9 protein-coding genes and 2 tRNA genes are annotated in these 13667 nt (G+C 44.3%); 5 read left to right on the plus strand and 6 right to left on the minus strand.

Annotated elements, in window-relative coordinates:
- Nucleotides 1-106: 106 nt before the first annotated feature.
- The 5 genes from SJY28_RS04520 to SJY28_RS04540 form a co-directional block, all read right to left on the minus strand.
- Nucleotides 107-182: transfer RNA gene (locus tag SJY28_RS04520), tRNA-Gln, on the minus strand.
- 240 nt (nucleotides 183-422) lie between these two features.
- Nucleotides 423-498 (minus strand) — tRNA-Gln (locus SJY28_RS04525).
- A 167-nt stretch (nucleotides 499-665) separates the two neighbouring features.
- Nucleotides 666-1631, minus strand: coding sequence for a 4-(cytidine 5'-diphospho)-2-C-methyl-D-erythritol kinase (gene ispE, locus SJY28_RS04530; protein ID WP_379543590.1), 966 nt, complete (start codon nucleotides 1629-1631; stop codon nucleotides 666-668).
- Nucleotides 1632-1721: 90 nt separating this feature from the next.
- Nucleotides 1722-2354, minus strand: coding sequence for a lipoprotein insertase outer membrane protein LolB (gene lolB, locus SJY28_RS04535; protein WP_379543591.1), 633 nt, complete (start codon nucleotides 2352-2354; stop codon nucleotides 1722-1724).
- A gap of 191 nt (nucleotides 2355-2545) precedes the next feature.
- On the minus strand, nucleotides 2546-4501 hold the full coding sequence (locus SJY28_RS04540) for a hypothetical protein (RefSeq protein WP_379543593.1): 1956 nt from the start codon (nucleotides 4499-4501) through the stop codon (nucleotides 2546-2548).
- Nucleotides 4502-5052: 551 nt separating this feature from the next.
- On the opposite strand from SJY28_RS04540, the gene hemA reads away from it, so the two are divergent.
- From hemA to SJY28_RS04560, 4 genes are all read left to right on the plus strand, one after another.
- The gene (gene hemA, locus SJY28_RS04545) at nucleotides 5053-6465 is read left to right on the plus strand and encodes a glutamyl-tRNA reductase (protein ID WP_379543594.1); all 1413 of its coding nucleotides are present in this window, start codon (nucleotides 5053-5055) and stop codon (nucleotides 6463-6465) included.
- Nucleotides 6466-6823: 358 nt separating this feature from the next.
- Nucleotides 6824-7960 carry an aminotransferase class V-fold PLP-dependent enzyme gene (locus SJY28_RS04550; protein ID WP_379543595.1) on the plus strand — a complete coding sequence of 379 codons (1137 nt, stop codon included), beginning with the start codon at nucleotides 6824-6826 and terminating at the stop codon, nucleotides 7958-7960.
- A 234-nt stretch (nucleotides 7961-8194) separates the two neighbouring features.
- Nucleotides 8195-8632 (plus strand): YeeE/YedE family protein, encoded by a 438-nt coding sequence (locus SJY28_RS04555; RefSeq protein WP_165597767.1) that lies wholly within the window; start codon nucleotides 8195-8197, stop codon nucleotides 8630-8632.
- 98 nt (nucleotides 8633-8730) lie between these two features.
- Nucleotides 8731-9150: a DUF6691 family protein gene (locus tag SJY28_RS04560; RefSeq protein WP_379543596.1), complete on the plus strand. Its 420-nt coding sequence runs from the start codon at nucleotides 8731-8733 to the stop codon at nucleotides 9148-9150.
- A 208-nt stretch (nucleotides 9151-9358) separates the two neighbouring features.
- Here the strand turns inward: SJY28_RS04560 and SJY28_RS04565 are convergent, their stop codons facing one another.
- Nucleotides 9359-11023 (minus strand): AMP-binding protein, encoded by a 1665-nt coding sequence (locus SJY28_RS04565; RefSeq protein WP_379543597.1) that lies wholly within the window; start codon nucleotides 11021-11023, stop codon nucleotides 9359-9361.
- 403 nt (nucleotides 11024-11426) lie between these two features.
- Between SJY28_RS04565 and SJY28_RS04570 the strand changes: the two genes are divergently transcribed.
- Nucleotides 11427-13562 (plus strand): FAD-dependent oxidoreductase, encoded by a 2136-nt coding sequence (locus tag SJY28_RS04570; protein WP_379543598.1) that lies wholly within the window; start codon nucleotides 11427-11429, stop codon nucleotides 13560-13562.
- The last annotated feature ends 105 nt before the right edge of the window (nucleotides 13563-13667 follow it).

The following is a 13667-nucleotide window of genomic DNA, read 5'->3' on the forward strand; positions in this document are numbered from 1 at the left end:
AGAAGTCCTATTGATTGACTCAAGCAGCGACCGCTAAGCAGTGTCAAACTGCTCAAATTAAGAAAAGAGTGGTGAAGGTGTTGAAGTATACTATTACAGTAAAAAATGGCAGGGGTAGCTGGACTCGAACCAACGGATGTCAGGATCAAAACCTGATGCCTTACCAACTTGGCTATACCCCTGTAATGTCTAGGCTATGAACAACCGATAGTTAATAGCGACTAAGTAGTCGTTCTTAATATGGTGTCATGGCCTGTCAGTTATCTAAAAAACGGATAAACCGTTTAAAACATAACTTTTCCCTAGCGGTGTCCATTGCGAACTATACCGAAACTGGGATAACGTTGTCAATGACAATAAGATAAGTGGCTGTCTATAAACCGCTTATACTCGATGTATCTCTAACGCTTCGTACTAAAAAATGGCAGGGGTAGCTGGACTCGAACCAACGGATGTCAGGATCAAAACCTGATGCCTTACCAACTTGGCTATACCCCTATTGTGGCGACCTATTATAAGTAAATTTTCAGATTTTGCAAGTCATTTGCGGCTTTTTCTGGTATTTATTCATCATAGGTTACTACTGGCGCTATTTTAGCAAATTAAAATCGGCAATCCTACCGTTGTCATTATTTAGATGATAAGAAATCTAAAGGTTGTATATGCTATTTTAAGTTTCCAACGATATATGCCGTACAAGGCGCATCTGCAATCCACTTCGCTACAAGCTTTTCATTAGTGGCCACGCTCGCATCCAACGGTAAAAACACGGCACTACCAGAGCCAGTCATTCGTGCTGTGCTTAGTGCTTGCGCTTCTAACCCCTGTAGATAACTTAAGGCATCTGCAACAGCAGGAGCAAGGCTTGTGACCACTGGGGTAAAGACATTATGATAAGGCGTAGTGAGCGTTTGTACATAATCAGCGTATTGGCTTTGAATGGTTTCAATCGATAGGGGCGTGATGTCTCGCTGTAGTTTAGGATGGGCAAATAGTTTGGCAGTATTTACATGAGCGTTAGGCGTTAAGATTAAATATTGCTGGTCAGGCAACTCAATCGTAGTCAGTTCTTCACCAATTCCCATGGCAATAGCGTCTTGCCCAAAGATAAATATAGGTACATCCGCACCCACAGTCGTGCCAATCTTTATGAGCTCAGCACAAGTAAAGTTAAGCTGCCAAATCTCATTGAGCACTAGCATAGTCGTTGCTGCATTAGATGAGCCACCGCCTAACCCTGCACCCATTGGCAAGTGCTTGTCTAAAATGATACGCACTTTTGCTAATTGCTCAGGTAAAGTGTTTGACTGTATGGCAGATGCTAGCAGTGCGCGCGCTGCTTTGAAAATTAAATTGTCTTCTATACTAATAGTGATAGCCTCTGCACCAGCCAATATCAGTAGCTGATGACAGAATTGATCGGCGCTTAATTCACTATCTATAGTAGAAATCACGGCATTATCGCTGACCGAAAAATGCAAATAATCGCCCCAGTCGAGCAGGCGAAATACCGTTTGCAAATTATGATAGCCGTCGGCACGTTTACCCGTGATGTGCAAAAATAGATTGAGTTTTGCAGGTGATAAACGGGTAATCATAGAAACAGATGGTTCGGCTATATTTTCAGTCATATTTTTTTATCATAAGGTGCAGTTATAAACAGCTATCTTAATTAGCAATGATGGTTTTTAGCAGGCTTTCTGTTGTTAATGAAAGATGGATTAATGATTGATCGTCATTACAACTTTGTTGCCTTGTGGCTGTACTGCACTAATTTTACTAGGTAGCTTATTCGTACCTTTATAAGTAAAGCTGGCTGTCCACTCACCATTGACTGAGCTAACTAAACGGCTCTGATCATCCAGCTGTGGCGCACTATCTGAAGGCGCTGGGCGACCAGAAATCCAGTAAGGCATTTGTGAAATTGGGGCTTGCCAACCAGTGGCTTTCTTTAGCAAGGTTTCGGGATCATCAGCGGTCAATGTACCTGTCTTTTCGCTAACTAGAGTAGCGGTCTGACCATTGTATTCGATGTTGGTTTTACCAATACCAAGTGCGCCAATCAGCTCAATGGCAAATCGGTCATTTTGCTGACCCCATGCATAGAACGCACTACCACCTTGGGTACCGGTCGAATCATTCGCAGGTGTCGTCACTCCAATCTTGCCCGTGATATTAAAGCTCTCTAGCTTTTTGGGTTGATCAGCGTTTTGACCTTGTACAGTAGTCGTTGGCTGGTTGGTCGCGTTGGCCGTTTTTAATGACTGACAGCCAGAGGTTATGACCATTGCTGCAGTTATAGCAGTAAATAGAGCCAATTTATTTGGTTTAAAAGAAGTGATTGATGCTGACATAATAGTTTCTCAAAAATGGAAAGATGAACAAAGATATTAGCTTAAGCGTTATTTGTTGCTCGGTTATGCACGGCTGTTAGCTTCTTATAACGACCTTGTAATTTATAAATGCTTCGGTTTTATAAAAACCTTATCAATTATCATATCTCTGTAATCGCAAAACCCAAAAAGCATATCCAAAATCAGCGCTATTAATACAGCTGTATGCGGTCATTGATATTGTGCTGTCCAAATGAGAAGCGCTGCTGCAAATCTGCGAGTAATGCCTCAACTTTGTCATTGTTACCTAAGCCTTGATAGGCGCGCAATAACAGCGTGCCTGAGCGCAGAGTTGGTAGCACATCATAAGGTGTCTGTAGATAGTCGATAACCTGCTGATAGTTTTCTTTGGCTAATGCATTGCCTGCCAAGACATTTAGGGCTTGCAGATGTAGGTCGTTATCATAACGTGGGTCATCATAGCGAATCTGGATAATTGCGGTAGCTAGCGCTAGACCTTGCTCTGAGCTGCGCTCATTTGCCAGCAGTAACTGTGCATAGCTTAACTGATAGGACAAGTTGCTAGGATCTAAAGCCTGCAAATGGTTGAGCAGGGTGCGCTTAACGACATAGTCTTCTTTATCATCTAAAAGCTGAGCCCGTGCAAAGAGTAGCATCTCATTGTCAGGATATTTACGAGCGGCACGAGTTAGTAGACGCAGTGCTTCATCAGATTCGTTTTGTTGCCACAAGATATCGGCTTGCATGACAAAAGTGTCAGGCGCGAATACTGTGAAGTCTTTGCGCAGCTTCTCTAAAGTCGCGATTGCTCCATCGACGTCGTTATCGAGTAATTCAAACGCCACTACCTTTCTACGCGCTTCTAATACCAAATCCTCTTGCATGACGCCATTGAGATAGTATTTGGCTTGATCGAACAACTGCTGACGCTCAGCACTGATACCCAGATAATAGTAGGCTTGATCAAGATAAGCTGGACTCTTGGCAAGCATATTGAGTAGCTCATCAGCACTAGCGTACTCTTCGATATCTAGGCTCACTAAAGCTGCGAGCAGAGTAATTTCAGAATCATCACTGAAGCGGCTATGCGCTTCAAGTAGTAACTTCCAAGCTTGTTCGCTTTGCTTTAAATCTAATAGATAGCGAATCTCATATAAATATAAGCTTTTGCTATCAGGGTTGCGTAGACGAGCTTGACTGACATAATTGATGACGGTTTCTGCGGTCACGATTTTACGCAATATATCCGCTTTTAACGTAACAAAGGGCACGTAGTCTGGCTGACGCTCTAGCGCTCGATTGATATGAACGATAGCCACTTCAGGTTCGTTAAACTGATAGAGTAAACCCGCTTTTAATACCGACAATGAGGCATTTTGCTCGCTATCTAGGGGCTGCAACGCGGCAAGAAGCTCTCGTTTATCGTCATCATTATTTGGATAAATACCTATGAGGATTTCGCTTAAGTCTGCGCGTGGGTCGTAACGCAAGATACGGTTTAAAGTTTCACCCGCTAATATGTAGTCGTGGGCACGTAAAGCCAAATGCGCGACATAAAACCACGCAGGCACATGGTCAGGGTTTTGGTCCTGCCATGTCTTGGCAAACTGTAATGAGTCTTCAACCCTTTCGTTACGCAAAGACAGGCTAAGCGCTCTCTCAAACACCGCTGTCGCATCTTCTTTAAAAGACTGTTGCTTATAAATAGAGACCGCACGTCGTTTGTCATCGCGATCAGCAGCAAACTCGGCATCCAGTAGAGCGTACAAGCTTGGTTCACTAAGCTCAGGCTGCCATAGACTGGTTGGCGCTAAGCCATTGATGTTTTTTACGTTTTCTATGGTAAGCGTATCTTCATTATAAGGTGTATCAATCGCAGCACTACTATCATTTACTTTATTGCCATTTAGCGTACTGTTAGCTGCTTTAGTATCGGTAGCAACGGATACTTTAGGAATTTTTGCTTCTAGCAATACATCGGGATGGCTGGCATGGACAGGGGCTGCCAAACACAGGCACACGGCTAGAGACAACGCTAGCTTATACCGTTGACACAGGCGCTCAATAGTGACATGCAATAAAGCACGGAAGCTAGAGTATTCGCTATAGGAATGTGGAGACCGAAGTAATGACCCAAAAAAAATCATAGATAGCCGTATTCGCCCATGGTTTACCTACACAGATAAGGCAAGTTTGTTTTAATCATTTTACGTTAGATATTGGCAATGTGTACCCATGACAAACATTATAAGAGTAGACCGATGAGATAAACAATAGCATCCGTGTTACTCAGATATTGGCATGTCTGACCGTATGAATATGCTACTAGTAGCGAGCACGTTGCCAAAGAACGACACTGAAGATGACTAAATACAGTTATGTCTGTCGAACTGAATATTATAGAAATATAACAAGTTAAGATAGAGTAAGCGAATGATTTAACATTACATTATTGACCATAAGTCAAAACCCAGCTATTGATTTTATAAATTGTATGAGTAGTTGATTTGTTACATTTGCGACCAGATACAGAGATATGGTTATCATAGATGGGTGAGTGTTAATTAAAGCCCGCAATAATGATATAATAGGCGGTTTTTAGGGTCTTCCTTTTTAGCGCTGTCGTCAAAAACTGTCTTTTAAAAATAATAAGATAGCGTAAGAGGCAACTGAGCGTCATGTTTATGGTCTATCGATAATGAGATTAGTGGTCATTGGGGTCAATCACAAAACTGCACCAGTCGCTCTGCGAGAGCGCTTGGCGCTTGTGGGTGACGATGTAAATGTCGCACTCAAACAAATAGAAGCCTTTACTGATGGTAGCGTGATCGTCTCTACTTGTAACCGCACTGAAATCTATGCGCTAGTGCCACAAACGCCAACGTCGCAGCACGCTAATAGCCAACTATCTGACTCACAATCATCCGATATACAAGATGTCAAAGCTGCTGGCCAATCATCATCCAACAATACTTTTAGTAGTAGCATGAATATCTCATCTGCTGCGATTAGTGCACATATTACCAAAATCAAAACGTGGCTGGCTGACTTCAAGCAACTACCACTCGTTGATATTGATCCTTATCTCTATGTACATCGTGACACTCATGCATTGACTCATTGGTTAAGAGTAGCGGCTGGTCTCGACTCTATGATACTGGGTGAGCCGCAGATTCTCGGTCAAATCAAAAACTCTGTGCATCTGGCTCAAGACCAAAAAGTACTCAGCAATCAGCTCGGCTGGATCATCGATCAAGTTTTCGCTGCCGCCAAACGAGTGCGTAACGAGACGCAGGTTGGCGCCCAGGCCGTATCGCTTAGCTTTGCCGCAGCTAAACTGGTCACTCAGATATTTGATGATTTACCTAGTCGTACGCTTTTGGTCGTTGCGGCAGGTGAGATGAATCGCTTAGTTGCCACTCATATCGCAGGGTTAGGGGTCGGACGAGTCATTATCTGTAACCGTAATCCCGAACGTGCCGAAGCATTAGCGGCTGAGCTACGTGGCCCTAATCGCCGCGTAGACGTTAGACCCTTACAAGAATTGCCGCAAGTATTGGCAGAAGCCGATATTGTCAGCAGTTGTAGTGGCAGTATGGATTTGTTGATTGATAAGACAATGACCATACAAGCGCTAAAGCGTCGCCGTTATCAGCCGATGCTTATGATAGATCTGGCCGTACCGCGCGATATCGATTCGACTATTAGCCGCATTGATGATGTTTATCTGTACTCTGTCGATGATTTGCAGCATGTCATTGCAGGTAATATCGAGCAGCGTCGCCAAGCCGCAGTAGATGCTGAACTGCTAGTGAGCCAATTGGTGGTTGAGATAGACCGTCGCTTTCAGGTTCGCCAAGTTGGCAAAGACATTCAGCAGTATCGTGCGTGTACTCAAGGTCAAGTCGATAAGCTGCTGCATGAGTCTATTGCTAAGCTGCAACAAGACGATGTCAGTCCAGAAGATATCATCACTGAGCTGTCACGACGTTTGACCCAAACATTGACCCATGCACCATCGAAACTGATGCGCAAAGCCGCACGCGAAGGCGATAGTGAGTTGCTAGACTTCGTGGTATCAGGATTGCAAGATGCTCATCGTGGGCATTGATGTTTTTATCGTGGCTTTATAAATCAAAACTTATCAACCAATACCTACCAATAAATGTTCGATAGCGCAAGTCATATCGCTGCCTGAGCGTATCGTTGTCAACCTTCAGTATCAGTGCTAATATCAAGCTCTCATGGATGGCTTAGGTCAAGATATGTGCTGGTGTTTGCTCGTAATATGACTATAAATATATTAACTTCACGTTAGTAGACCTCATCAGTGTTCGTTGTTTTTTATTTGTTTAAAAATAATGCATCTTTAGACAGTGCAAGACCTCACCATCAAAAATAATAGCATTTGATTATAGTGCTATCTAATCCATGTCGCATATTATCTAACCATACACTAGGAGTGTTCAATGCCTGCATTACGTCAAGATATCGATCCAAACGGCTTATTAGAGTATTCAGTGGTTTACACCGATCGCGCGCTGAACCATATGTCAAAAGCCTTTCAGCAAGTGATGAACGACCTATCTAGTGACCTAAAATCTGTGTATAACGCTGACGCAGTGGTGATCGTTCCTGGTTCTGGTACTTATGGTATGGAAGCAGTCGCTCGTCAGTTGGCAAATGATGAAGACTGCCTAATCATTCGTAATGGTTGGTTCAGCTATCGTTGGACGCAAATCTTAGAAAAAGGCAAAATCGCCAAATCATCTACAGTCCTCACCGCCAATCGTACCGATGATAGTGAGTCGTCAAAGCCGTTTGCTCCAGTCGATATCGACGTTGCCGTAGCCAAAATCAAAGAAGAAAAGCCAGCAGTGGTATTTGCCCCGCATGTCGAAACCTCATCGGGTATTATCTTGTCAGATGACTATATCAAAGCGTTGAGCGAAGCTGTGCATAGCGTTGGCGGATTGTTAGTCATTGACTGTATTGCTTCAGGTTGCGTATGGTTAGATATGAAAGCATTGGGTATTGATGTGCTGATTAGCGCACCGCAAAAGGGTTGGAGCAGTACGCCGGGCGCTGGCTTGGTCATGCTAAGCGATGCTGCTGTCAAAAAAGTGGACAGCACTGAATCTGATAGCTTTAGTATCGACCTAAAGCAATGGTTGAACATCATGCTTGCTTACGAAAATGGCGGTCATGCGTACCATGCGACTATGCCGACAGACAGCTTACGTCAGTTCCGTGATGCTGTGAATGAAGCCAAAGCAATCGGTTTTGATAAACTGTGTGAGGCGCAGTGGACACTTGGCAAACGTATCCGCGAAGTACTAGAAGCCAAAGGCGTTGAGAGCGTTGCTGCCGAAGGTTTTAAAGCACCTGGCGTTGTCGTCTCTTATACTGATCGTGATGACATGCATAAAGGTAGCGCGTTCGCTGAAATCGGAGTGCAAATTGCTGCTGGCGTACCATTGAAAGTGGGCGAGCCTGATAATTTCAAAACTTTCCGTTTGGGTCTATTTGGCTTGGATAAATTGACTGATATCGATGGCACAGTCGAGCGTTTTGAAACGGCACTTAATAAAGTGCTGAGCCAGTAAAGATACCAATTAAGAGGGCTGATAAAGATAGTAATAGGATAGCTTATTAAGTTTTTTCACTGCCCTTTTTAAAGCCTTTGCAGTACTATCTTAACAGTTATAAAAAATACTGAACTATTAGTGTCATGCTAGGTTCAGTATTTTTTTACCTTTTTATTATATTTTATAATATAATGTATTTTTATAAATTAATATTCAAGTACGTATTTAATGAACTTAATTAGGTAGTCCGTTATGAGCATACAAATAGACTGGCAAGCATTTACGCCGATCTCCTTGGTAGGAGGTCTGATGCTAGGCGTAGCGACGGTTATCTTACTGCTAGGTATCGGTCGTATAGCAGGTATCAGTGGCATCTTTTCAAGCCTACTAAAACCCAAGCGTGTAGAGATGTGGCAGGTGCTGTTTATACTGGGTCTGGTCATCTCACCACTGCTATATCAGTTGGCAAGACCGCTACCTGAGGTAGCTATCAGTACTTCCGTGCCATTATTGATTGGTGCAGGGTTATTGGTCGGCTTCGGCACGCGCTTAGGTTCAGGATGCACGAGTGGGCATGGTATTTGCGGTAATGCACGGCTGTCTCCACGGTCATTGGCAGCGACTGTCACTTTTATGCTGTTTGGAATTGTGACCGTTTATATCGGTCGTCACGTACTAGGCCTGCTATAGCGAACTCATGGCATATTGTCAGATGAAGACTGATGGCCAGGTTCATGCGCGAACGACATATGATGGTTAATAAAAAATAATAATAGCGAGATACGACGATGCTAAAAAATATAATCGGATTGCTGGCAGGATTACTGTTTGGACTCGGACTACTGGTGTCAGGTATGACCGATCCTGTGAAAGTACAAGGGTTTTTGGATGTATTTGGTGCATGGGATATCTCCCTTGCACTGGTGATGGGCGGTGGTCTGATAGTGGCATTCTTTGGTGTGCGATTAGCGAAGCGTCAACAAAGTAGCTGGATTGGTACACCGATTGATATGCCAAGCAAAACTGTCATTAATAAAAAATTGCTTATCGGTGCGATGTTGTTCGGTATCGGCTGGGGGCTAGTTGGTATTTGCCCAGGACCAGGAATTGTATTGCTCGGTACTGGCCAATGGCAAGCCTATGTCTTTATTCCTGCGATAATTATAGGAATGCTAGTTTATCAATGGCTTGAACCTAAGCTTGGCTAACATAATTAGTTCTCTATAAATTGGATACGGTGTCAGCCTCGCTTAGTCTACTATTTGTAGTACTTTCACTTAGCTTCCTTGTCTCCAAATTATATTGAACCAACTATAGTATAAATAGGCTAGCACTCGAAAAAAAGGTCAGTCACTTATACGTGATTGACCTTTTTTATGAATATTAATTTGGGACAGGATTTAATATATTGTCAGATCATTTAGCACTGGCAGTTACTTTTGGCGTTTCGTGTGCCAACGACTTAGCCGCTTGGCGTAGCTCAAACTTTTGAACTTTACCGGTACTGGTCTTTGGTATTTCTGCAAAGACAATGTATTTCGGCACTTTAAAACCTGCTAGATGCTGACTACAATGCTCCATCACCGTATCACGTTGCAAGGTGCTACCGGCGTGAATCTCGATAAAGGCAACGGGGACTTCGCCCCATTTATCATGTGGCGCGGCAACGACGGCACAGCTCTCAATCGCAGGTAGTTTATACAAGACGTTTTCTACCTCGATACTAGAGATATTCTCACCGCCTGAAATGATGATATCTTTTAGTCTGTCCATGATTTTGATATAACCATCAGGGTACTTAACACCCAAATCACCCGTGCGGAACCAGCCATCAGCGAAAGCCTCTTCGGTAGCCTTGCGGCTTTTTAGATAGCCTTTCATCACCATATTGCCACGCAGTGCCAGCTCACCCATCTCTTCGCCATCAGCGGCGACTGGCTCAGTCGTACCTTGCTTAAATACTTCAAACCCTGCCATCAAGTGAGAAGTCATGCCTTGGCGCGATTTCTTTTGAGCACGGGTGGCCACATCAAGCTCATCCCATTCTTCCTGCTCAGCACAGACCGTCACGGGCCCATATACTTCAGTTAGACCGTAGACATGCGAGATATGAAAGCCCATCGCTTCCATCGCAGCCAGCATGGTTTCGGACGGTGGTGCACCAGCGACCCAGCCTTTGACCGTATGGGTGATAGCGTCTTTATACTCAGGCTTACCGCCTGCAATCATATTATGTACGACCGGTGCAGAGCAGTAATGGCTAACTTGATGCTTGGCAATCAGCTGCAATATCAAATCAGCATCAATTTTTCTCAAGCATACATTGACCCCAGCACGCTCGGCGATGGTCCACGGAAAACACCAACCGTTGCAGTGAAACAGTGGCAGCGTCCATAGATACATCGGGTGTTTGGGCATGTCCCAATCTAAAATATTAGAGACAGCATTGAGAGTTGCGCCGCGATGGTGATAGACCACGCCTTTGGGCTTGCCTGTCGTCCCAGAGGTATAATTCAGCGCAATGGCATCCCACTCATCTGTCGGCATCTCCCAATTATCCAAGCTGTCTGAACTGGCTATCAATGCTTCATAGCTTATGTCCCCAAAACGCTCGACATCGACAGCCTTGTCCGTTGAGTGAATGACGATTAAGTCTGGAAAAGTCTCATCGATGATCTCGGCGTGCTCAGCAAATTCGCTATCTAAAATTAAAACCTTCGCTTCGGAATGCTGCAAACAAAAGGTAAGCGCATTGATATCGAGTCGGGTGTTGAGGGTACAGAGGACACCGCCTGACATCGGCACACCAAAGGCGCATTCGACCATTGCTGGCGTGTTTGGCAGCATCACGGCTACGGTGTCATTTTTATCGATACCCAATTTGCGCAGGCCGTCAGCCAGTTGACGACAGCGAGTATAGGTCTGTTGCCACGTCTGAGTGAGGTTGTTGTGTTCTAGGTCATCATAAATGATGGCAGTCTTATTAGGGTAAACTTGCGCGCTGCGAATGATAAAATCAATAGGAGTAAGTGGTTGATGGTTGGCGGCGTTTTTGCCGAGACCTGTATGGAAATCTGTCATGATGATAGTCCTTTATCGTATTCCTATAATGCGTCAGTACATTAACGTCAGTATATTATTTAGTACAGTAATCTAGCATAGAAATTATAGGCATAAGTCGATATTTATCGATTTATATCTTAGTCTAATCTCTAAGTGACATTAAACTAACGGTATATAATCTACCTCAAAATTTGGCTAGGTTTTGTGGTGTTTGCTTAACCATATGCCACAGTACAGCTTGATACACCGTACCGCTCGTTATAGCAATTAATATAGTGCTCACTCATCAGTCGCTTGTCTGCATAGCTGACAATAATCGCGGTGTGTTACGATATCGAAGATGCTAAACCCCTTAGCTCCACTAATTCTAAAAAGCCGTTTTTAAGAAGTAGCCTCATAAACTATTCATAAGGAAAATGATATGTCTGCCAGCCATAGTGCCAATACGATCCAAACCGCTAGCACCAATGAACACTATCCGCATTTATTTGAGCCGCTAGATTTAGGCTTTACTACGCTAAAAAACCGTATGGTCATGGGCTCGATGCATACTGGGCTTGAAGACCGTTTTTATAATTATGGGAAGCTGGCGGCGTATTTTGCAGAACGTGCCAAGGGCGGCGTGGCAATGATGATTACTGGCGGTATCTCGCCTAATCGCGAAGGTTGGTTGTTGCCTGCTGGCGGAACGATGAATACCAAAGCTGACGTTATCAACCACCAGCGCGTTACTCGTGCTGTGCACAAGCACGACAGCAAAATCATCATGCAGATATTGCACAGTGGTCGCTATGGCTATCATCCATTTGCTGTATCATCTAGCCCGATTAAATCTCCAATCTCACCGTTTAAGCCACGCAAGATGAGCATCAAAAACATCGAGCAGACGGTAAAAGACTATGCTCGTTCAGCCAAACTTGCCAAGCAAGCAGGCTATGATGGCGTCGAAATCATGGGTTCTGAGGGTTATTTACTCAACCAGTTTTTATCGAGCCATGTGAATAAGCGTAAAGACATTTATGGTGGTGATATTCATGGACGTATGAAGTTCGCTGTCGACGTGGTCAAAGCGGTACGCGAGGCGACTGGCGAAGACTTTATTATTCTATTCCGTTTATCAGTGATTGATTTGGTCAAAGACGGTAACGTCATGGATGAAGTCATCACCGTGGCCAAAGCGCTAGAAGAAGCGGGCGTGACCATCATGAACACTGGTATCGGCTGGCATGAAGCGCGTGTGCCGACTATCGTCACTAGCGTACCACGTGCCGCTTTTGTTGATTTCACCGCTGAAATCAAAAAGCATATTAGTATCCCAATGATGGCAGCCAACCGTATCAACATGCCAGAAACAGCAGAAGAAATCGTTGCGACTGGTCAAGCAGATATGATTCAAATGGCGCGTCCATTCTTGGCTGATGCGCACTGGGTCAATAAAGCCAAAAACGGACAGACAGATCGTATTAACACCTGCATCGCTTGTAACCAAGCATGTCTAGACCATACGTTTGAAAACAAACGCTCAACTTGCTTAGTCAATCCGCAAGCCTGTTATGAGACTGAACTGGTCTATAAAAAGACCAAAAAGCCGAAAAAAGTCGCCGTCATCGGTGGCGGTGTCGCTGGTATGTCAGCCGCTCATGTAGCTGCCCTACGTGGTCATGACGTGACCCTGTTTGAAGCAAAAGATGTGCTTGGTGGACAGTTTAACTACGCCAAAGTTATCCCTGGTAAAGAAGAGTTCTTTGAGACTATTCGCTACTATATCAATGAGCTTGAGCATTTGGGTGTTGAGATTAAACTGAATACCAAAGTCGATAAAGATATGCTCGAAAAAGCCAAGTTCCATCATGTCATCGTGGCAACGGGTGTCGTGCCGAGAAGTCTAGAAGGGAAGCTCGAAGGGGCTGAGCTGCCACAAGTCATGAGCTATGCTGAGCTGCTGTCTGGCGAAAAAGCAGTAGGTAACACAGTCGCGGTCATCGGTGCTGGTGGTATCGGCTTTGATGTCAGTGAATATCTAACGGCTAATCATGGTAAGTCACTGGATGAGATCGGCCCTGAGGGACTAAAAGATCCAAGCTATCGTCCTGAACCACAATCTATCAGCGAGTGGCGCGAAGAGTGGGGCGTGACCAACGATACCGACTATCAAAATGATGGCGGTCTGGTCAGACCAGCAGCGATCAAACCAATTCGCCAAGTTTATCTCATGCAGCGTAGCAAAGGTCGTCTGGGTAGTGGTCTGAACAAAACCTCAGGCTGGGTACATCGTGCGCATATCAAATCTCATGGTGTGATCCAAGTCGCTGGCGTGCAATATGACAAAATCACCAACGAAGGTATCTGGGTGACTAACCCACAAGGTCAAAGCCAGTTATTACGTGTCGATAGTGTCGTTGTCTGTGCGGGTCAAGAGTCAGTCGTTGAGCTAATGCCAAACGTTGGTGATGCACCAGACGCGCAATATCACCTAATTGGCGGTGCTAAGCTAGCAGCTGAACTAGATGCCAAACGTGCGATTCGTGATGGCGCTGAAGTTGCAGCAGCGATCTAAGGTTTTAAGTTAAATATCAAAGCGGCGAGATTGATTATCTTGCCGTTTTTTTATTTAGAGCTTAAATATAACTCAAGGTTTTTATTTCAATTGAGATAAAATCTA

It is taken from the genome of Psychrobacter sp. R86515 (assembly GCF_042466315.1).
Taxonomy (GTDB): Bacteria; Pseudomonadota; Gammaproteobacteria; order Pseudomonadales; family Moraxellaceae; genus Psychrobacter.